Genomic DNA, 22808 nt, shown 5'->3' on the forward strand with positions numbered 1-22808 from the left:
ATGTTTAAATTCAGACAGTCATATAAAAGAAAACACTTCCACCGTCTCAGATGATGACTTTCATTCTGAACTTTTGGAAGTGTTTTGTTTTTTAATTAAAAAAGCCACAGCAGGAATGCTGTGACTCATTCAAGACTACATCAGTTTACTTGATCAAGTGTGATCCGACGATAAATGTCCATATATTCTTCGGCTGAGACATTCCAGCTGTATTCTCCGCCCATTGCATTTTTCACAATTTTCTTCCAGTGTTCTGGCTGTTTGTATATCTCCTCAGCACGCCGAATGGTACTCATCATGTCATGAGCGTTAAAGCTTGTGAATGAGAAACCATTACCTTCTCCAGTAAACTCATTGTATGCCTGCACAGTGTCGTTCAGACCGCCTGTTTCCCTTACGAGAGGCACACTACCGTATCGCAGAGCCAGTAGCTGACTAATACCACATGGTTCGAACCTCGATGGCATCAGGAAGATATCACTGCCTGCATAGAAACGGCGGGATAACCCATCGTTAAACGTGATCTGGGCAGACATTTTGAGCGGATAACGATTAGCGGCTTCACGGAACCAGTGTTCATACATAGGCTCTCCTGTTCCCAGTACCGCGAATTGAATGTCATCATAGTACAGCAATTCATCCAGAATGCGGCAGACCAGATCAAGTCCTTTAGAGTCCACGAGCCTTGTCACCATCACCATGAGTGGTACATCAGGACGAACAGGAAGTCCAAGTTCCTTTTGCAGCTCAATTTTGTTCTCCGTTTTCTTGGACAGACTGGTTCTGTATTTCACTGGAATTTTGGTGTCCGTTGCCGGGTTGTAACTCTTGGTATCAATCCCGTTCACAATCCCGCTGAAACGATCTCCAAGTGAACTGAGCAGTCCGTCCAGTCCGTATCCATAATAAGACGTTTGCACTTCCTGTGCGTATGTTGGGCTTACGGTTGTCACATGGTCAGCATACACAATTCCTGCTTTCAAGAAATTGACGTTACCGTAATATTCGGCTCCATCCACGGTGAAATATCGATCGTCCAGCTCAAGGATATCACTGAATAACTCATGCGGGAATACCCCTTGGTACAACAAGTTATGTATGGTGAATACCGTACGAATATCACTGTAGAATGAATCATGTCTGTAGTGGGCTTCAAGCACCAAAGGAATCATTCCTGCATGCCAGTCATGACTGTGCAACACGTCAGGCTTGAAATCAATCTGTGGCAACACTTCGAGAACTGCACGGTTGAAGAAGGCGAAACGCTCGCCATCATCCATATAACCGTACACTCCATCACGCCCAAAATAATACTCATTATCCACAAAATAGACTGGAATCCCATCATGAACCAGCATTTCTATTCCACAATAGGGTCTGCGCCAGCCAAGAGGCACATCCGTTGTAATTACGGGCTGTAACGCGTCTTTATACTCATCGGGAATCCCCTTGTACTTAGGCATAATCACCCGCACATCTGCCCCGCTCTTCTTTAAAGCAAACGGGAGAGCACCGATTACGTCAGCAAGGCCTCCTGTTTTGATAAATGGATGTACTTCAGCAGCAGCAAATAGAATATTCATGCCTTTGTCCTCCTCTTCGGTTTGAGCGTGTTGCTTTCATTTTTATTCTTCGTTTTTGAACTGACGGAAGTTATACTCGCAGGTGATTCATCCGTTTTCCGACGTGTGTTCTTTTTTAGAATCACGATGCTCAGCGGAGGCAATACCAATTCGAGACTATGCGGATGCCCATGAAAAGGAATCTTTTCGGTAGGCAGTTGCATATCATTAGTAATGCCTGAACCGCCGTAAACGGAATGGTCACTGTTCAGTACTTCGGTATACATACCGGGACGCATGACACCAATCCGGTAACGCTCCCGCTTGACCGGCTGAAAGTTAATAAGCACAAGGAGTGTATCCGCAGGTTTTTTTCCTTTGCGTACGTATGAAATGACACTCTGGTCCTGATCATCCGGGGTGATCCATTCATAACCGTCCAAGGAATGATCAAGCTCCCACAAAGCTTTTTCACTCAAGTACAGGTTAGACAGCTCACGCTCAAACTTATGCAAATTGCGGTGACTGTCATAATCCAGCAAGAACCAATCCAGTTGATCCTCATCTTTCCATTCGATGAACTGGCCAAAGTCTCCACCCATAAACAACAGCTTTTTCCCTGGGAAAGTCATAAAATAGCCCAGAAAAGCACGCATGCCGGCAAATTTCTGCTCATAAGTTCCTGGCATCTTGTCGAGGAGCGACTTTTTGCCATGAACAACCTCGTCATGTGACAGAGGTAGCACATAATTTTCAGCAAAGGAGTATACGACCGGGAAAGTCAGCAAATGATGTTTGGAAGGACGCTCATGAAAATCAGATTCCATGTAATCAAGCGTATCGTTCATCCAGCCCATGTTCCATTTGTAGTTGAAACCCAGACCACCTTCATCTACAGGCAAAGTCACCATTGGCCATGCACTGGATTCTTCAGCCATCATCAACGCATAAGGGAAATACTTGAACACCGTCTCATTCAGTTGCTGCAAAAAAGCTACAGCTTCCTTGTTCTCTAGACCACCTTCATCATTGGTACGATATTGTCCTGGCTGCTTCTCAAAATCAAGCCGAAGCATACTCGTAACCGCATCAACACGGAGTCCGTCAAAATGATACATCTCCATCCAATATAATGCATTGGAGATCAGAAATGAACGAATCTCAGGTTTCGAGTAGTCAAAGCTGAGTGTACCCCAGCCTGGCTTCTCTGCTAACATCGGATCTGCATACTCATACAAAGGCGTACCATCAAACATACGCAACCCATGAGCGTCTTTGGCAAAATGTGCAGGTACCCAATCCAGCAATACGCCAATCCCAGCCTGATGTAGTGTATCCACTAGATACATCAGATCTTTTGGATGCCCATAACGACTGGTTGGCGCATAAAACCCTGTGTTTTGGTAGCCCCAAGAAAGGTCATATGGATGCTCACTAAGGGGCATCATTTCAACATGTGTATATTTCATTTCTAATAAGTAAGGAACAAGCAAATCAGCCATCTCGCGATAACTATAGAGGCTTCCGTCTTCTTTGCGCTTCCAGGTTCCCATGTGCATTTCGTAAATATGTAGAGGTTTGTTATACATGGCACGTTGTTTGCGTCTCCAGGCTCCATCATTCCATTTGTACCCTTCGATTGAACTGGTGACAGAGGCTGTCTGAGGTCGAACCTCTGCTTGAAACGCATATGGGTCCGCTTTGAGCAATTCTGTTCCATCTTCCGTTAATATACGGAACTTGTATAAAGTTCCTTCGCTAATTTCCGGAAAAAAACGACTCCAAAATCCTGATTCGGGTATCTTATATAAAGGTTCCTTTTCGCCTTTCCATTCATTGCGGTCCAGAGCCAGTCCTACTTCTACGGCATTTGGTGCCCACACGGTAAAGCGATACCCCTGAAGGCCATCGCAAGTCTCAGGCTGCGCGCCCAACATTCGATAACTGTGATGAAGATTACCTTCATGAAATAAATAAATATGCTCCGGCAATATGTCCGGGTGTGCTAACGGTTGAATGGCCAAGAGATCACCTTCTTCTCAAGAAAATAGATATAACAGTAACCATTACCCCATTCTAGCCAAGTTGAAAAGAAAAATGCGGTGAATTAGAAAATGTTGTACATTTTCAGAATTTTTACAGTAACAATCGTTTCATTTGCTCTACTTTGCGTTAATGATGTACTACAATGCACAATATTTTGGGAGGGAAACGATTATGTTTAATAAAGATTGCATCGCTATGCTGTTGGCGGGAGGAGAAGGGAAGCGATTAGCCCCTTTAACCTCGAGTATCGCAAAACCCGCTGTACCGTTTGGCGGGCACTACCGGATCATCGATTTTCCTCTCAGTAACTGCGTAAACTCAGGGATCGATACTGTAGGAGTATTGACGCAGTACCAAGCGGAATCTTTACACGATCACATCGGTGGAGGAGAACCATGGGGACATGGCAACTCAAGTGAGGCAGGAATCTCCTTGCTTCCATCTTATCATACAGGAAATGACGAATACTTGGGAACGGCGGATGCTATTTATAAAAATATCGACTATATTGACCAACAAAACCCCGAAAATGTTCTAATTTTGTCGGGTGACCATATTTATCATATGAATTATCGTGATATGTTGGAGGCTCATCAAGCCAATAATGCCGCAGCAACGATTTCAGTTATGGAAGTTCCTTGGGATGAAGCACATCGCTTTGGGATCATGGCTGCCGATGCTGATTTGCGTGTAACCGAGTTTGCCGAGAAACCGGCTGAACCAAAAAGTAATCTGGCTTCAATGGGCATTTACATGTTCAAATGGGATTATCTGAAACGCCATCTCTTGCAAGATGCCGCTAACCCTGAATCCAGCCATGACTTCGGTAAAGATGTTATTCCTCAAATGTTGAACGAAAATAATCCCCTTTTTGTCTATAACTTTAATGGTTATTGGAAAGACGTAGGTACGGTTAAGAGCCTTTGGGATGCACATATGGATCTGTTACACAACGAGGAAGACTGGAGTCTGCAAAAAGAAAACTGGCCGATGTTTACTCGCGACTGGCGCTCCAAGCCAAGTGCTTACAAAGCAAGACATACAAAGATCGAACATGTTACTTCCATGATTCACGACTCTTGTGCAATCGAAGGTCGTTCAGAACGTTCCGTTATCTTCTGCGGTGCTGAAGTGGGTAAAGGCTCTGAGGTTAAAGACAGTGTTGTTATGCCTAACGCACGCATAGGCCGTGGGGTTCACATCGAACGTGCCATCATCGGTGAAGGTGCAATAATCAAGGACGGTGCAATCGTTAAAGGTACGGCAGATGAAATTGTGGTCGTTGGACCTAACGAGATCGTCTCTGCCAAACCGGCTGTCCGTACGCAACCTGTTCGTATGTTGAAAGAAGTATATGAGAAAAGTGGGCGCCTGCGCGCTGGTGAACTTTCTTCATAATGAAGTAAACATAATATGAAAAAGGCGAGCCTCAGATGGCTCGCCTTTTTTTGTGTTGATATGGATGTTACAAAGCGTACATGCTCGATCATCAGGTAGAAAAATCTCTTATCTTTTAAAACCTTAAGACTTTTCTAGATCCGATTTAGCATCACTTGCTTTTCGCTCATCTGTGACTTCAGCATCACCAGACGCGGTTACAGATTCTTCTGGACCCATCTCCTCAGACACAGCCGGTAATGTAACCGTAACGGTTGTACCAGATCCAAGTTCACTCTGCATCGTGATGGTTCCCTCATGCAGTTCTACCAGTTCCTGCGTAATCGCAAGCCCCAGTCCCGTTCCCCCATTTTGATGATTTACCTGGAAGAAGCGGTCCCGTACTTTGATTAGGTGTTCTTCACTAATTCCGATACCAGTGTCCTGAACAGCTGCAATGATCTGACCATTCTCCTCTTTGACGGACAAGAAGATCCAGGAATTCTCATGTGAAAATTTGATCGCATTATCCACAACATTCAGGAAGACTTGTTTCAGTCTGTTACCGTCTCCATGGACATTATAAGCACGAGTCTCGTCAGTCTCCAACTTGAGATGGACCTGTTTTTGTTCCGCTTTGGCCCAGACATTCAACATCGTTTCCTGTACAATTTCACGAATGTTGACGGTTCCTTTGACAAGCTTCATCTGATTCTGCTGCAATTTGGAGAAATCCAGCATCTCTTCAACAAGTCCAATCAGCCGTTCGGTTTCCTTGGAGATAATACCCATACCGATACGGGTTTCTTCCGGATCATAACCGCCTGAATCCAGTGTCTCGCTCCAGCCTTTGATACTGGTCAGAGGTGTTCTTAATTCATGTGAGATCGAAGAGATAAAATCATCCTTGATCTGATTACTGCGCACAATCTCATGTGCCATGAAGTTAAGTGTTGATGCCAATTCGCCCAGTTCGTGCTTATAATTCCCTTTAACCCTGACATCCAGCCGTCCTCTAGCCATTTGGGCAGATACTGCGGTGATGTTGTTAATTGGACGTACAATGGAATTTGCCATACCAATACTGATGATCAACACTATGGCAAGCACGCCAACACCGACGGCAGCGGCGAGTAGTCCCATATTCAACAGCTTTGAATTCACATCTTCAAGTGATGTCAGATATCGAATAACATAAGTATTTTCGCCGCCCAGATCAAACTTGTGTGAAACGGCCATGACGGATTCTCCAGTACCTGGTTGTCTTCCAATCCAGCGTCCCATATCCCCATTCAGAGCCTGCATAATATCACTGGTTTGCAGCACAGCACGGTCAGATTCGAAAGCAGTTGAACTCGCCAATACGCGCCCGTTCAGATCCAAAATTTCCAATTCAGTATTGGACAATGCCAAGTTCACAAGGAGTCTGGACAGATTATTGCCATCCTCTGTAGTATTCTCACGAGCAATCGGCTCGAAAAAATCCTTTGAATTAGAAATGTGGGTACTAATCGTATTGTAGATACTTTCATAATAATACCTTTGAACTGCCAACATAAATACGAATTCGACCAACAGCAGAGCGAGAAAAACTACAAAGAAATAATGTAGTACGATCTGCCGTGTAATGCCTTTTTTAATCATTGTTCCCGGCCCTTCCATTTGTACCCGTGACCCCATACTGTCTGCAGGTATTCGGGCTCGGAAGGATTGTTCTCAATTTTTTGACGCAGACGTCGAATGTTTACATCCACAATTTTTGGATCACCCATGTACTCTTTTCCCCATACGTGATCTAACAACACATCGCGACTGAGAGGTGTATTTTCTTTTTCCAGGAAAAACTGAATCAAGGAAAATTCCGTTGGAGTTAACTCAATGGCTTCATTCTGTTTTTTAAATTGCTTCGAGATCAGATCCAGGGAAAATGGCCCTGACTGGAACGTAACCTTTGCCGCGGTTTCCCGATGCACGTTCACTCGACGTAATAAAGACTGAATACGCGCAATCAACTCGGTAGGGCTGAAAGGCTTGCTGACGTGATCATCTGCACCAACGGAGAGTGCGTACACTTTATCCTGTTCCTGCACTTTCGCGGTCAAAAAGATGATGCCCAGACGTTCATTGGTTTCACGGATCCGTCGACACACCTCGAATCCATCAATACCTGGTACCATGACATCCAGCAGAGCCAGATCAATATCCGGTACTGTCTGCAGTATGCGAAGCGCTTCATGACCGTCACCCGCTTCAAGCACTTCGAATCCGTTTCTCTTTAAATTAATCACTATAAAACTGCGGATGGATTCTTCATCCTCAAGAATAAGTACTTTACTCATTAAGTTCTCCCTTTCTATTCAGCTGAGAAGTATTGCTCAGTGCATCTTTACCCGCCTCTGATTGTGCTACCCGTGAAGCAATAACCCGATCTTTGGTACGCGTAATTTCCTTCCAGCTTTTACCCTTCTCCTGTTCCCACTTGGAAAGGGTGAAATATTTGATCTCTGCTACGGTTTCGTCCGTATCAATCATTTTAAATCGAATATATTTTTCCTTCTCCGATTTGGTGTCAATAGTGATCTTACCGTACCACTCTGGTTTGAGATTTAGATGGAATAAATCAGCATCATCCCGGAATTGGAATGAGACAAATTTCTTGCTGTCTTTACCATCCCACTGATAATAGGTGTAAAACCACAACCGAGAGTCAAATACGTAATGCTCCCAACCTTTTGGAGTCTCTTTAAGTCCAAACTCAATAATACCATCATTATCGACATCACCGCTTAAAATTTTGTCATCTCTATACGTTTGATCCGGTGATTTGAAAGCATTGACTAACTTGTTATCTTTAACATACATAATTTGCGAGAAGGAACTCCGATCATCCAGCTCGGCATCCAGTACAATGCCCATCTGTCCTTTGGCGATCTCTCCGCCCAGAGCATTATAAACTTCTTTAACGGTATAATCGGTCTGCACCCGATCAACTTCCTTGAAGCTGCCATCTTCGTACTGGTATAACGCAATCGTTGCAAAACCGCTGTTGTTCAGCGAAATGATAACAAAATCACTCTTACCATCTCCGCTCAAATCCAGCGTGTTCCCTTGCGCATCATCAATGATATATTGATTATACGGAACTCCACCCAAGACCTGCTCCAGTGCCCCGCCCTTGTAGGAATATGCAGTCAGGGCCTTCTGCTCCTGCAGACTTACACCAAGAATAATATCCGGATTTCCGTCATTCGTAATATCCAATACTTTAAAGGATTGCAACTCATTTCCCGGCACATCAAATGTAAGTTTTTTAACCCATGTGCCTCCCTGCTCTTCCAAAATCATGCCATGGATTCGCACATTCTCATTAGGTGTCTCATAAAAAACAATCGCTTCCCGAGTTCCATCCCCATTCAGGTCTTCCACCCGAATCATGCTGGTATTATTCATATCCTTGGGACGAATCAATGTACTCTCTGGCGGCAGTTTAACCTGTACCACGTTGTACAGTTTCTCCTTATCGGTGGACATCATTGGTTTTCTCATCAAACCCTTGGGGTCACTTATGACTGTGCATCCGCTTAGAACAGAACCAAGCATAATCGCCATAGTTCCTGCTGCTACAAAGCGTCCCCACCGTGAATTAAACAATCTCATCACTCTTTTCAATAGTTTAAATCTGGTTTTTTTCTTGCTGTGTCAGTCTTCGTCCACGAATATCAAAAGCAATCTTGCCTTCTGCCAATCCCCAGATCCGTGTGGCATGTTTCTCAGCAAGTTCAATAGGCAATACTGCAATGACAGTTGCGCGTTCTTCTTCACATAATTTGCGCAGCGTTTCCAGCACTGAATCTGCTGTGTGAGGGTCAAGACCAATCACTGGTTCATCGGCCAAAACCACTTTGGCACCATGAGCAAGTGCTCTTGCAATAGCAACACGCTGCTTCTCGCCACCACTGAGCTTCTCTGCTATTTGATGTGCTTTATCAAGTAATCCCAATCCTTCGAGATAATCCATAGCACCCATATAATCATCAGAACGTACCATGCCGGTCACCATTCTCCATACGGGAGTCTGACCCGATCGTCCGATTAATACATTTTTAAGAGCCGTACGTCTAGGAAATAATTCTGGATTCTGTTCCAAGTATGCCCATTCCCGTTTGATTTTCCGTTTTCCGGACCAGCCTTCTTTCAAAATCTCGGCACCATCCACCGTAAACCGGCCGGAATCCCATTTTTCCATCATGGCCAAACATTTAAGCAACATGCTTTTACCGCTACCGCTTGAGCCAACTACAGCTATCATTTCACCCTGTTGCATATCAAATCGAATATCCCGCAGAACGGGAACGCGGTCCACGCCAACGGATTTACTCAAGTTCTCTACTCTGATCATCGCGATGTCTCCTCTTGTCCATGTTTTTCCCTACCACTAGTGTACTCGGAAATGGACATCAATTTCCATGCGAACACCAGCTTCTATTTTAACACAGATTCGAACTCAGGTTTACGACGAAATAATATACCTGCCACGCCGAAAAGAAGGTACAGGATTCCGAGCAAGGTGAACATGCTTCCGGGTGAAATCCAGTTGATCATCTGACCCCCCAGATTCGGCCCAATAATACTTCCAATTGTGAAATGAAAGGATGCCACAACGTTGGCTGCAGGCAGCAACACTTTAGGCAAAATGTCTGCGGCATAGGCCAGGCCCAATGAGAAAAAGGAGCCAACCAAGCCTCCCGCGATTGTTAACAATACAAGCGTCCACCAGAAATGCGTACCTGCGACTGGAACCAGCATGAAGATGATTCCCCCGCTGATACCCGCAAACATCAATATCTTCTTCCGACCGTATCGGTCACTCAACATCCCGAGTGGCAATTGTAGGAACAAACCTCCAATCCCGATAAAAGGAAGCAACGACGAAATCTGATTGGTATCGAATCCAATACGCAGCCCATACACGGGGAAGTTACTATTCATACCTGCTTCCATATATCCGTATAAGAGTGCTGGTAAAAGTGCATACCAGGCCCATGCCAGACTACGACGGAAGCGACGTTCCGGCAGTTGGCCATGCTCTGCTTTTTCCGGTTTCGTATCCGGAAGCTTCATTAATACAAGCATAAGTACTGCTGCGATACATATGAACAAGACCCAGAAAGGCACTGCATCACCGAATCCAAGCAGCTTAATTCCCAGCGGTCCAATACTGAATCCCAGCCCGTAGGACATGCCATATAGTGATATGTAGCGCCCACGCTTTTCAGGTGCAGTAACGAGCAACACCCAGAGCTGAGCCGCATAATGAAGTGCACTGTCTCCTATTCCAACGACCAGACGCAAAATGAACCATATTTTAATATCTGGTAAGTACGGAAACAATATTAAAGGGACCATGACTAATATCAGGCCGCCCACTATAAGCTTTTTGAACCCGAGTGCTCCCAATAGTCGCTCCGCAACGAGAGTCATGGCAAAAGAGCCAATGTACAACGCGGCGGCGTTTAATCCGTTTAAACCTGGTGAAACTCCTTTTTGCTCCAAAAAAATCGAAAGCACAGGCAGCAAAAGCCCCTGACTTATTCCCGCCACCACAATAACCGTAATCAAAATGAGATAGTTGGCTGTCGAGTGTGATAGTTTGGGACGAGTAATCGATGACACGAATTCATTCCTCCTGCGAGCACACAAAGAAAAATCGCCATCGCTGACGACTTTTGTATGGTATACATATGGTTTTAAACTGCTATTCTTGAATCAGGGCTTTGCCCCGGACTTGAACATTATAGTGGACAACGCCCTGCAAAACAAGCCATAATAGAGGTTGTTCAAAAAGTTCACTTTTGATTACGAATCATGCCAGTGGCATCATCAGCTTCGAAGATGAAATTCAGCCGAAATGTCCGTTGCTCACGTAGTTTTCCTACGCTCCGCTACTCCATTTCAATCTTCATTCCATCTTCTTGGTACTGAAAACCAGACTTTTTGAACACGCACTAATCGTACTTAAGTCGCTGCGTACATTTAGATGTGACGGGAGGATTCTGCAACAATATGGCTTATCATGTGAAAATTGATGTTTCACCGATATATGAAATGCTTAACAGCTTTCTGGTTTATGTCACGAAAAAATGGATTCAGCATCTGGATATTGGTCCTGAATGGATTCTGGAAGTGGAAGGCAAACTAAGTTCCAATGTACGAGCTGCGCTCGCACCTGCTGCCACTTGGCCTTTTGATGATTTTGATGTTTTGTTTGCATGGGCAGCCTATCAAAATGATACATCGGAGAATCGTGATTTCCTGGACATGCTTGCCGGAATGACAGCGGAAGACCTGTTTGCACGTGTGTCTCCTCTTCTGCCGGCTCTTACAATAGAAGAATCTACGCGCATTCGGAACAGCTATGTCCCATTATTGCGACTATGGGATGAACACTACTGTCAGAATATGAGCGAAGATCAGCGTGTGTGGCTGGAAGAAGATGCCGAAGAAAAACGCATTTTGCTTGATAAAATGGGCTCTGAACTGCTTATTGAATATGCTACAGCGGGCGTTCTTGTTGAACCGATGCCGGGACTGAACGAAGTCATCCTCTTCCCAACGGTGCACAATCGTCCTATTAATATGTACTGCTTCTATGAGGGTATGATGATCATGCAGTATCCCGTAGATGCACCTGAAGAGAATGAAGACCAGCCGCCAACATGCCTTTTACGTTTCACCCATGCGTTGGCTGATCCCGAAAGACTTCGCCTGCTTCGTTACGTATCGGATGAACCCAAATCCCTCGCTGAGATGTGTGAAGAATTGGGTAAAGACGAAGACACGGTCAAAGACCAGGTTATGGCGCTACGCATCGCAGGTCTGCTACGGACCCATCTGCTCGGAAGTAACCGTAAAGAGAAATACAGTATTCGGCCAGATGGCGTATCTGAATTGAATATGTTCCTGGAATCCTATATTCGCATTTAATTTAGTTGAACCATTGTGGATTTACTGGCTACAAGGAGTGAGTTAGATCATGAAAATAATGAAACAACATATTTTGTTTGACCTTGATGATACACTCGTATATTGCAACAAATACTTCAACCTGATTTTGGGAGAATTCTTTGAGAATATGCAAGAGTGGTTTGATGGACATTCTCTGACAACACAAGAGATTCGGGAAAAACAGCTGGAGATCGATGTAACCGGAGTGAACAAGCTTGGTTTTGCGAGTCATCATTTTCCGCAATCCCTGATTGATACCTATCGTTATTTCTCCGGCAAGTTCGCCAGATTAACCTCTCCCAGAGAAGAGTCTTATCTGAGCAAGTTGGGTATGAGTGTGTACGATCAGGAGGTTGAACCCTACCCTCATATGGTTGAAACGCTTGAGAACCTCAAAGGTGCTGGACACTCCCTCTACTTATATACCGGCGGCGAAACCGTGATTCAGCAGCGCAAGATTGATCAGATGAAACTCTCGGCTTATTTTGATGATCGGATCTATATCCGACAACACAAAAACGTCGAGGCACTGGAAGGCATTCTGTCTAATGGTCCGTTTGATCGTCGTGCAACCTGGATGATTGGCAACTCACTACGCACAGATATTATGCCTGCTGTAAAAGCCGGAATTCACAGCATTTATATCAAACAACCGAATGAATGGCAATACAACATTGTAGAACTTCAGCCTAATCCGGAAACGTCGATGTATACCATCACTGCACTGGAAGAAGTCCCTAAAGTCATACACGAAAATATACAACAGCAGCAACAGAAAAGGACCCTTGGTTAAGGGTCCTTTTGCTGTATGTTAACTGTTAACTAAGTTCAAGCATCCTGTTTCTCACCAGATAACTTGCCTGTTACCACATCTTGCAAAATAATACGTGCCTTCACCGTACTTCCGTCTTTTCGTTTGAAAGACAGCACTTGCGTACTCCCCTTCTCAATCAGCGATTTTAACATAGTACTGGTGATTTTTTTGCCCGCATACTCTTTCCAGACCACAAACGAACAGCCTTCTTTGAAACGTGAGCATCCATAACCCTTCTTGCCCTCTATAATCTGACCCGAGCAGCCAGGAGAAGGACAAGGTGCCAGTAACTCTCTCACTCCGGATGAGCTCGCACTTGAAGACGGCGCCTTGGTGGTCGTGCTTTTCCCACTGCCAGCTCTGGACGAAGCTGCCGAAGTCTGACGGGACGTTTTTAGAGTTGAACTGCCACTAGCCGTCTTGGCAGATGTCCTTGTATTCCCGGCTTGAGTTCTGCCTCCCTTGCCTTTCCCTCTGCCCGCACGTGAATCTTCTCCAAAAGCATCTGCTGGAGCAGGAGCTTGTACACGCACTTTCTCAATGATGGACAAGGTGAATTTCTTGACGTTCTCCATGAACTTGTCCTGACCCGCCTCACCTTTGGAAATCTGATATAACCTTCTTTCCCATTGCCCGGTCATCTCAGGTGAAGTTAACAGATCTACACCCGCGCGACGAATCAACTCAATAGCCGTTCTGCCTTTGAGCGTTAACTGCATTTTCTTCCCTTGCAGCGTAATGTAACCTACGTTTTTGAGGCGTTCAATTGTAGCCGCACGTGTAGCCGGAGTACCCAGACCACTATCTTTCATCGCATCTCGCAACTCTTCATTCTCGATCTGCTTGCCTGCACTCTCCATCGCTTTCAGCAATGTTCCCTCGGTATAACTTTTGGGAGGCTGGGTTGCCTTCTCCTTAAACTCACTCTTTGTACATTGAACAGGCAATTCAGGTTGTACAGCAAAAGCCTTGTCCGTCCACTCTTCAGCTTCCTCTTCCTCATTGCCGTTTTTCTTAGTCTTTTTCTTGCCTGCACCACCCTGTTCCTGATCTCCGGAACCGAGAACCACTTTCCATCCGAGAGACAGCAACTCTTTGACAGATGTCTTAAACTGATGTTTCTCCACTTCGGTGAGCACGGTATGTTGCTTATACTCCGCCGGAGGATAAAAGTGAGACAAGAAACGTCTGACAATCAAATCATAGATGTTCTGCTCATCCTTGGATAAGGTACCTGGTCGCTTCAAAGTAGGTAGGATCGCATGGTGATCCTCAACTCTGCTCGGATTACATACCCCTTTATTATTCTTATGAACAAGCTCTGGCTTGGCCCCTTGCGCAAGCTCACTATAGGTACCATTTTTAAGCAGGTTTAGTGTTTTGTGCATACCTTCAATATTCTGTTCTGTAACATAGTTGGAGTTTGTCCGCGGATACGAAATCACCTTGTGTTTTTCATACAAGGCCTGTGCAATATCCAGTGTTTTTTTGGCACCATATCCAAACTTGGCATTGGCTTCACGCTGTAAAAGGGTCAGGTCATACAAACGATACGGATACTCCTTCGTCTGCTTTGCTTCGTATTTGGTAATCTGCCCTGTCTTGCCCTTCACACTGGCTGCAATGGCCTCTGCTGCCTCCGCATCGGTCAACTTATCTCCCTGACGCAGTCCCCGGTACTCGACACCTTCCTGCCGAAACCAGGCGGCTACTTCATAAAAGGTCTGTGATTGGAACGCTTCAATCTCTATTTCCCGATCGTAGATTAGCGCGAGTACCGGCGTCTGCACACGGCCTACAGACAACAATGCATTATGACGGGTTGTAAACGCACGTGATGCATTCATCCCAATCAGCCAATCGGCTTCACTTCTGGCGCGAGCAGCATGGGTCAAATTTTCAAATTCAGAGGCATCCTTCAGACCATCAAAACCACGTCTAATGCTCTCTGCTGTCAAATCCGATATCCATAAACGCTTTACAGGCTGACGCAGCTTCAATTGCTGTTGTATGAGGGCGAAGATGTACTGACCTTCTCTCCCTGCATCACAAGCATTAACGATCGCTGAAGCCCGTTTTGCCAGTTCTCCAATCATTTTAAGCTGATCTTTTGTCCTCGGATTGGGTACAATCTTGAACTGATCGGGTATGATCGGCAGGTCCGCTATATTCCAGCGCTTGTACTTTGTATCATAGGCATCCGGTTCAGCCAGTCCAAGCAAATGCCCAATCGCCCAAGTGATGATGTAATGTTCACCCTCCAGATACGTGCGATTGTTCTTGGCCTTTGGTTCTATGACGGCGGCAATGGTTCGACCCATGTCGGGTTTTTCCGCTATAACCAGTGTCTTCATCCGTCCATCTCTCCTCCTTCACCGTCCGCATGACGGCAAAAAGGGGCATTCCGCCGACGGAAGCCCCTTGCTTCTGAAACTCATTATATCAGATTTTGGATTCGGGAGCATCTTCCCGAAATGAATTATCCTGCTGCCTGTTCTTTTAATACATGCTTTTGTCTGCACTCTTTGCATACACCCTGGAAATCCAGACGATGATCCGTAACAGCAAAGCCATACTGACGCTCGATTTGTTGTTCCAAACGAAGCAGCCCATCTTCCATAATCTCTTCCACTTTACCACATTCTGTGCAGATCAAATGATGGTGGTGATGGGAACCGTCTGTACTTCGCAGATCAAAGCGCGCAGCGCCGTCACCAAAGTTAATCTTTTCAACGACCTGAAGGTCACTCAGCAGTTCGAGAGTGCGGTATACGGTAGCCAATCCAATCTCAGGGAACTGCTCCTTAACCAGGAGAAATACTTCCTCTGCGCTAAAATGATCCTTTTCATGTTCAAGCAATACACGTACAGTAACTTCCCGTTGTTGTGTTAACTTATATCCTTTTTCAACCAATTGATTTTTAATGTGAAAGATCTGTTCTGAAATGGACTTGTCCCGGTTACTTGCCATAGCAGGTCGCACCTCCGATTTATATTCATTGAAATTTACTTTTATCGTACGGATTCATGGTTTCAGTTAATCCTTATTTATAATCATTATAATATAATAATAAATCTTTATCACTTAAAAAGCAATGATATTGCTCACACTTACATGAAATATGTAGTCAAATTGGTTAAAATAACAGCAAACAACCCTCGCTGATCGCGAAGGTTGTCATTTATATCTTGTTCTATACTTTTACACCAGAACCGAAGCACCCATCAAGTATTTGTCCACTTCACGAGCAGCCTCACGGCCTTCATTAATTGCCCATACAACCAAGCTTTGACCACGACGCATGTCACCTGCTGCAAATACTTTATCCACATTGGTGTTGTATTTGCCGTAACGTGCCTTAACGTTTGTACGACGATCTGTTGCAAGTCCCAGTTGCTCTACCAACGTTTGTTCCGGTCCATCAAATCCAATGGCAATCATGGCCATCTGAGCCGGGAATACACGCTCTGTACCTGGAATCGGCTGATAAATCTTGCGACCAGTCTCATCCACAATACGCTCGATCTGTACTGTATGCAATTCTTTGAGGTTCCCCTCATCGTCTCCGACAAATTTCGTTGTCATGATGGAGAACTCACGCGGATCTTGACCAAACAACGCTTTGGCTTCCTCTTGCGCATAATCAAGTGTGTATACGTTCGGGAATTGTGGCCAAGGGTTGTTAATGCGATCACGTTCCATAGGCGCTTGTGTATGCGTACCGAATTGAGTGATCGTACGACAACCATGGCGCAGCGATGTAGCCACACAGTCAGATCCTGTATCACCGCCACCAATGACGATAATATCTTTATCTTTAGCGGACAGATATTGACCATCTTCCAGATTGGAGTCCAGATAACTCTTAATACTGCCATTCAGGAAATCCATGGCGTAATGAACGCCTTTTAAGTCGCTGCCTTCAATATTGAATTCACGCGGCTTCGTTGCACCACCGCACAATACAACAGCATCATACTCATCCACCAGTTGTTGTGCTGCAATATCTTTACCAATCTCGGTGTTCGTAATGAATTGAATGCCTTCTGCTTCGAGCAGATCAACACGACGTTGAACTACGTTTTTATCCAATTTCATCGTTGGGATACCGTACATCAGCAATCCGCCGACACGGTCCGAACGCTCATATACGGTTACCGAGTGTCCTGCTTTATTCAACTGAGCCGCAGTAGCTAATCCCGCTGGACCTGAACCTACCACAGCTACACGTTTACCCGTACGTTTTTCAGGAGGTTGGGGAACCACCCATCCTTCTTCGAAACCTTTTTCAATAATTGCTTCTTCAATCGTTTTGATGGTTACAGGCTGACCAATTAAGCCAACTGTACATGATCCTTCGCAAGGAGCTGGACAGACGCGACCTGTAAACTCTGGGAAATTATTCGTTTTGTGAAGGCGCTCAAGTGCTTCTCTCCACAGTCCGCGATATACAAGATTATTCCATTCTGGAATCAGGTTATGCACGGGGCAACCTGACGTGCCACCAATCATATCTATACCTGTATGGCAATACGGGGTACCACAATCCATGCATCGTGCACCTTGTGTTCTGAGCTCTTCTTCAGCCATATGTTTATGAAACTCTTCCCAATCCTTAATCCGCTCCGCTGGCTCACGATCTGCTGGCAGTTGACGTTTGTATTCCATAAATCCAGTAGGTGTAGACATCTTACGTTTTCCCCCATCCGTTCTTGTCTTAATCCCTTCATGTGCATGGTTCTATATGAAATGGATTACTCATTACTTGAGTTTTTGTCTATTGTATCACAAAATCTTCTCGAAGATATTTCAATTATAGTAGCATTTACTGTGCTGAATATTAAATGGATTATCCGCATAATTATTTGTATTTTATACATCATATCTTTCAAGTCTACCCATGGTCAATACCCTTATTTTGGTGTTAAATGTGATTTTGAACTGCGAAATATGGTGTGTGTTAAAGAAACAAAAGGTCGAAACGTTAAGTGAATGTTAGATAATTTGTCATCAAATTCAACATATTTTGCTATAAATCATTCTCAATTCCGAATATCAGACCTTTTTTAGGGCTTCACAACGTTAAAACCCCAAAACTTTTACACTTTTTTACTGTTCAATGCTTGGCCGTATGTATAATATACATAAATACCAATTACTAATGTTATATTAATGTTATATGTATTCCAATCTAAACAAGTGACTCATTATTTTTATAAAAGAAAAAACGCTGTTCACGAATATTTCGCAATCAGCGCCTCTCATCATACAAATACGACCGAAGTCAGGAATTTCTTAAGCCATATTTACCGTTTACGTTCGTAAAATTCGAATGTATACGCATGAACATTTTTTTCATCCTGTTCGCCTTCAATCTGTTCAATGAGTTCCCATTCGGACCAATCCACTTCAGGGAAAAACGTATCTCCCTCAAAATTCTCATGAATTTTGGTCACCACAAGACGATCTGCAAGTGGCAAGAACTCACGATACACTTGGGAACCCCCAATTACGCACAGTTCCTCACCTTTGGTTACACTCAGCCCCTCTTCAATCGTATGTACGATTTCAGCCTGTTCCACCTTGTAGTTCAGATCTCTTGTCACTACGATATTACGACGCTGAGGAAGCGGCTTACCACCAAAAGATTCCCACGTATTACGGCCCATGATAATCGTTTTGTTTAACGTACGTTGTTTGAAAAAGGCCATATCTTTGGGTAAACGCCATGGAATCGAATTGTTTAATCCGATCACACCGTTTTCCCCCATGGCCCATACCAATTCAATACTCAAGGGTAATACACTCCTTCAATCCAAGTCTCTTGTCGAGATTGAACACGTAATTAGACTGCAATTGGAGCTTTAATGCCCGGATGATGCTGATAGTTCTCGAACTCGAAGTCTTCAAACTTATAATCAAAAATAGAATCCGGCTTACGTTTGATTACCAGCTTAGGTAAAGCATAAGGTTCACGCTCCAGCTGAGTTTTAACCTGATCAACATGGTTAGAGTAGATGTGAACATCCCCTCCAGACCAGATGAAATCACCCACCTCAAGATCACATTGCTGGGCAATCATATGAGTCAAAAGCGCATAACTCGCGATGTTAAACGGCAATCCGAGGAACGTATCCACGGAACGCATCGTAAGCATACATGATAATTTACCCTCTGCAACGTAAAACTGAAACGCAAAATGACAAGGTGGAAGCTTCATATTGTTGATCTCAGCCACATTCCATGCGCTGACAAGGTGACGACGCGAGTCCGGATTATTTTTGATCGAATCAATGACTGCAGCGATCTGATCAATTTTTTCTCCGTTTGGTGCTTCCCATGTACGCCACTGCGAACCGTATACCGGTCCAAGATCTCCATTTTCGTCCGCCCAGTCGTCCCAGATCTTCACACCGTTTTCTTTCAAATAAGATATATTGGTATCGCCACTCAAAAACCACAACAGTTCATGAATAACCGATTTGAGATGAATTCGTTTGGTTGTTACCAGCGGAAATCCTTCGGAGAGATCATAACGGAGCTGTCTGCCAAATACAGATTGTGTTCCTGTTCCTGTACGGTCTCCTTTATGCACGCCGTTGTTCAGAATATCCTGTAATAAATCAAGATAGTTTTTCATGTTGATATCCCCTCGCACTTTTATTCGTACTAAACTAAAGATTATTTACACTTACCACTCCGATGACAGAACAACCTTCCGATCGCTGTTATCCCCAGATTTTTTTGATTTCCTTTTCCAAAGGTAAAAGCCGGGGATAAAGGCGAACGCTCCGCTTCTTCAGGTTTTTTCTGTCCTCTACGTTCTCGTGTAAAAGATTAATTTAACTTAAATACTAAATACATAGACCGTGATTGGCTTGGAGCCACATCATGACTGATCATTACTACAGTGTACCACAATTGAGTTGTTGGATAAAATCAAATCACTAAAACCTGTGAACGTGTAAATTTTCATCATATCACATACACGAGTATCTTAAATTTCTCGGCTCTTGCTCAGAAAAAAGAGACGAATAACGCGTTAACGTCATTCGTCTCTTCTGATATACGTATAATGCCGGACGGATCCGAAGCTTAGATGATCTTAACGGGAGATGATGTGGATCGGGTGACCCATAACCAATTCCGCAGCTTCCATCACGATTTCGCCCAAAGTTGGGTGAGCGTGAATTGTGAGAGCCAGATCTTCCAAAGTAGCGCCCATCTCTATTGCCAAACCAAGCTCAGCAATCAAGTTGGAAGCTTCCAGACCTACGATTTGGCAACCCAATACAAGGCCGCTTTCTTCGTCAGCTACGATTTTCACGAAGCCTTCAGCGTGGTTCAAAGATACAGCACGGCCGTTACCCGCATAAGGGAACTTGCCAGCTTTTACTTTGTAACCTTTTTCTTTAGCTTCTTTCTCAGTGTAACCTACGCTGGAACACTCTGGATCTGTGAACACAACAGCTGGCATACATTTGTAGTCAACTACAGATGGTTGTCCTGCGATTGCTTCAGCAGCCACTTTACCTTCATAAGAAGCTTTGTGTGCCAGAGCCAAGCCAGATACGATGTCACCGATAGCAAAGATGTGAGGAATGCTGGTACGACCTTGGTGGTCAACTTTGACAAATCCACGCTCGTCAACGTCAACACCAATCATGTCAAGACCCAGTTCTCCATCTGTGTTTGGACGACGTCCAACAGTTACCAGCAGGTAATCTGCAGTTACTTCTTTGGACTCACCATTTACAGAGTACTTAACAGTTACATCTTTATCCGTTTGCTCAGCACTTTCAGCTTTTGCACCCGTTACGATTTCGATGCCTGTTTTCTTCATGTTTTTAGCCACGAGGCTAGTCATGTCTTTATCGAAACCTGGCAGTACTGTATCCAAACCTTCGATGATTGTTACTTTTGCACCGAATTTGGAGTACATTTGACCAAGCTCAGCACCGATATATCCGCCACCGATAACGATCATGCTTTTTGGTACTTCAGGCAAGTTCAGAGCTTCTGTCGAAGACAGAATGCGTCCGCCAAACGGGAAAGGTTTCAGTTCGATTGGACGGGAACCTGTTGCAATAATTGCATTTTTAAATTTATAACGTGGAGACTCGTGGTCATTAAATACACGAGCTTCGTTTTCGTTGATGAACATGCACTCACCGTTGAAAACTTCAACTTTGTTGCCTTTAAGCAAACCAGCTACGCCGCCAGTCATTTTCTTAACAACGCCGTTTTTGAACTCTTGAGTTTTGCTGAAGTCCACTTTTACGTTCTCAGCAGAGATACCAAAAGCTTCACCGTGAAGTGCAGACTCATATTGGTGTGCAGCAGAGATCAGGGCTTTGGATGGAATACATCCACGGTTCAAACAAACACCGCCCAGTTCGGATTTGTCTACGATCAATACGCTTTGGCCCAGTTGAGCAGCGCGGATGGCAGCTACATAGCCGCCAGGACCCGCACCAATTACTAATGTGTCGATATTGAGAGAAGCGTCGCCTACTACCATATCTTACACCTCCATAACAAGCAGCTCAGGGTTAGCGAGCAGCTGTTTAATGTAATTCATAAAGTTTTGTGCTGTTGCGCCATCGATGATACGGTGGTCAAAGCTCAGGGAAAGAGCCATTACAGGTGCTGCAACTACTTCGCCGTTTTTAATCACTGCTTTTTCGCTGATACGTCCTGTTCCGAGAATAGCAACTTCAGGGAAGTTGATGATTGGAGTGAAGAACATACCGCCAGCAGAACCGATGTTACTGATGGAGATTGTGCTTCCTCTCATTTCATTCGCGCTCAATTTGCCCTCACGACCACGAGCAGCCAGATCACGGATAGAATCAGCAATCATCCAGATGGATTTACGGTCAGCATCTTTGATAACAGGAACGATCAAGCCGTTGTCTGTATCTGTAGCGATACCGATGTTGTAGTATTTTTTGTAAACAATTTCGTTAGCTTCTTCATCAATCATAGCGTTCAGAGCCGGGAATTGGCGGGAAGCCGCAACCAGTGCTTTAACGATGAATGGCAAATAAGTAACTTTTGTTCCTTTTTTCTCTGCAATTGGTTTCATGCGAGTACGGAAAGCAACCAATTCAGTTACGTCCACTTCGTCCATGATTGTAACGTGAGGTGCTGTGTAAGCCGATTTAACCATTGCATTCGAGATCGCTTTACGGATACCTTTGAATGGTACGCGCTCTTCTTCAAGGTATTGATCAGCTGCTGCTGCTGGTGCTGCGGATTTTTTCTCTTCTTGAGCCGGAGCTTCGGAAGATGCCGATGCGGAAGAACCGCCACCGTTTTTGAAAGATTCAACATCTTCTTTGGTTACTTTACCGTTGTTGCCAGTGCCGTTAACTTGAGCGATGTCTACACCTTGTTCGCGAGCAAATTTGCGCACGCTTGGTGTTGCCAGAACGTCTTTGGCAGGTACTGCCGGAACGCTGTTATTGCCGCCTTCTTTAGCTGCATCCGTGCTGGAAGCTGCTGCAGAAGAACCGCTTGTGTCAGCTCCGCCTTGAGCTGCATCTTTCTCTTGCTCGCCTTGGTCGCCAGCAGGAGCGTCGTCTTGCTCAGGAAGTTCGCCTTCTGCATCGATGATCGCTACAACTTCACCAACGTGGCAGACTTGACCGTCTTTAGCGAATACTTCTGTAACTGTTCCGTTAACCGGACAAGGTACTTCTACAACCGCTTTGTCATTCTGTACTTCCATGATGATGTCATCGTCAGTTACTTTGTCACCGACTTTGATGTGCATCTTGATGATTTCGCCTTCGTGTAGGCCTTCGCCCAATTCAGGGAATTTATATTCAAATTTAGCCAACTGAAAAACCTCCTTGATTATGTGCTCAATCCTGAAAACAACCCTTAACTCCAAGAAACAACTGTTACTGCTAATGCAAATAACTGTTACTCAAGGGGCTAATGGCTGTTTACAGTGCAGCTTGCGCTGCGGTGTGAATCACCATACTGCGCCTTGCGG

The 22808-nt window shown here is 44.6% G+C and carries 17 protein-coding genes; 3 read left to right on the forward strand and 14 right to left on the reverse strand.

The window, feature by feature from the left end:
- Positions 1–140: 140 nt before the first annotated feature.
- Positions 141–1583 (reverse strand): glycogen synthase GlgA, encoded by a 1443-nt coding sequence (glgA, locus tag MKY44_RS16125; RefSeq protein WP_341007860.1) that lies wholly within the window; start codon positions 1581–1583, stop codon positions 141–143.
- A complete protein-coding gene (gene glgB, locus MKY44_RS16130; protein WP_210108449.1) occupies positions 1580–3586 on the reverse strand; it encodes a 1,4-alpha-glucan branching protein GlgB in 2007 nt (668 codons plus the stop codon). Before glgB ends, glgA begins: the two co-directional genes overlap by 4 nt.
- A gap of 193 nt (positions 3587–3779) precedes the next feature.
- On the opposite strand from glgB, the gene MKY44_RS16135 reads away from it, so the two are divergent.
- Positions 3780–5006: a glucose-1-phosphate adenylyltransferase gene (locus MKY44_RS16135; protein ID WP_074095458.1), complete on the forward strand. Its 1227-nt coding sequence runs from the start codon at positions 3780–3782 to the stop codon at positions 5004–5006.
- Between the two features lie 123 nt (positions 5007–5129).
- On the opposite strand, the gene MKY44_RS16140 is transcribed toward MKY44_RS16135, so the two are convergent.
- From MKY44_RS16140 to MKY44_RS16160, 5 genes are all read right to left on the reverse strand, one after another.
- The gene (locus MKY44_RS16140; protein WP_341007861.1) at positions 5130–6629 is read right to left on the reverse strand and encodes a sensor histidine kinase; all 1500 of its coding nucleotides are present in this window, start codon (positions 6627–6629) and stop codon (positions 5130–5132) included.
- Positions 6626–7324, reverse strand: coding sequence for a response regulator transcription factor (locus MKY44_RS16145; protein ID WP_017688086.1), 699 nt, complete (start codon positions 7322–7324; stop codon positions 6626–6628). Before MKY44_RS16145 ends, MKY44_RS16140 begins: the two co-directional genes overlap by 4 nt.
- Positions 7317–8636, reverse strand: a complete 1320-nt coding sequence (locus tag MKY44_RS16150) for a hypothetical protein (RefSeq protein WP_143781232.1) — start codon at positions 8634–8636, stop codon at positions 7317–7319. Before MKY44_RS16150 ends, MKY44_RS16145 begins: the two co-directional genes overlap by 8 nt.
- A 22-nt stretch (positions 8637–8658) precedes the next feature.
- Positions 8659–9384, reverse strand: coding sequence for a phosphonate ABC transporter ATP-binding protein (locus tag MKY44_RS16155; protein ID WP_036613671.1), 726 nt, complete (start codon positions 9382–9384; stop codon positions 8659–8661).
- Between the two features lie 83 nt (positions 9385–9467).
- Positions 9468–10658 (reverse strand): MFS transporter, encoded by a 1191-nt coding sequence (locus MKY44_RS16160; RefSeq protein WP_341007862.1) that lies wholly within the window; start codon positions 10656–10658, stop codon positions 9468–9470.
- Positions 10659–11048: 390 nt separating this feature from the next.
- On the opposite strand from MKY44_RS16160, the gene MKY44_RS16165 reads away from it, so the two are divergent.
- Both MKY44_RS16165 and MKY44_RS16170 read left to right on the forward strand, forming a co-directional pair.
- On the forward strand, positions 11049–11969 hold the full coding sequence (locus MKY44_RS16165; protein WP_036613670.1) for an ArsR/SmtB family transcription factor: 921 nt from the start codon (positions 11049–11051) through the stop codon (positions 11967–11969).
- A 49-nt stretch (positions 11970–12018) separates the two neighbouring features.
- Complete coding sequence (locus tag MKY44_RS16170; protein ID WP_036613669.1) at positions 12019–12783, forward strand: HAD family hydrolase; 765 nt, start codon at positions 12019–12021, stop codon at positions 12781–12783.
- Between the two features lie 35 nt (positions 12784–12818).
- Here MKY44_RS16170 and MKY44_RS16175 read toward each other — a convergent pair whose 3' ends face one another.
- The 7 genes from MKY44_RS16175 to MKY44_RS16205 all read right to left on the reverse strand — a co-directional run bounded on the left by MKY44_RS16175 (position 12819) and on the right by MKY44_RS16205 (position 22649).
- Positions 12819–15158, reverse strand: a complete 2340-nt coding sequence (locus tag MKY44_RS16175; RefSeq protein ID WP_341007863.1) for a type IA DNA topoisomerase — start codon at positions 15156–15158, stop codon at positions 12819–12821.
- Between the two features lie 125 nt (positions 15159–15283).
- Complete coding sequence (gene fur / locus MKY44_RS16180) at positions 15284–15775, reverse strand: ferric iron uptake transcriptional regulator (RefSeq protein ID WP_036613667.1); 492 nt, start codon at positions 15773–15775, stop codon at positions 15284–15286.
- 231 nt (positions 15776–16006) lie between these two features.
- Complete coding sequence (locus MKY44_RS16185) at positions 16007–17494, reverse strand: glutamate synthase subunit beta (RefSeq protein WP_221821631.1); 1488 nt, start codon at positions 17492–17494, stop codon at positions 16007–16009.
- A gap of 617 nt (positions 17495–18111) precedes the next feature.
- Positions 18112–18600 (reverse strand): dihydrofolate reductase, encoded by a 489-nt coding sequence (locus tag MKY44_RS16190; RefSeq protein ID WP_036613663.1) that lies wholly within the window; start codon positions 18598–18600, stop codon positions 18112–18114.
- A 50-nt stretch (positions 18601–18650) separates the two neighbouring features.
- Positions 18651–19445, reverse strand: a complete 795-nt coding sequence (thyA, locus tag MKY44_RS16195) for a thymidylate synthase (RefSeq protein WP_036613661.1) — start codon at positions 19443–19445, stop codon at positions 18651–18653.
- A gap of 465 nt (positions 19446–19910) precedes the next feature.
- Complete coding sequence (lpdA, locus tag MKY44_RS16200; RefSeq protein ID WP_036613658.1) at positions 19911–21326, reverse strand: dihydrolipoyl dehydrogenase; 1416 nt, start codon at positions 21324–21326, stop codon at positions 19911–19913.
- Between the two features lie 3 nt (positions 21327–21329).
- On the reverse strand, positions 21330–22649 hold the full coding sequence (locus tag MKY44_RS16205; protein ID WP_341007864.1) for a dihydrolipoamide acetyltransferase family protein: 1320 nt from the start codon (positions 22647–22649) through the stop codon (positions 21330–21332).
- Positions 22650–22808: the final 159 nt, after the last annotated feature.

Origin of the sequence: Paenibacillus sp. FSL R7-0026 (assembly GCF_038004485.1) — a bacterium.
In the GTDB taxonomy this organism is placed as follows: Bacteria; Bacillota; Bacilli; order Paenibacillales; family Paenibacillaceae; genus Paenibacillus; species Paenibacillus xylanexedens_A.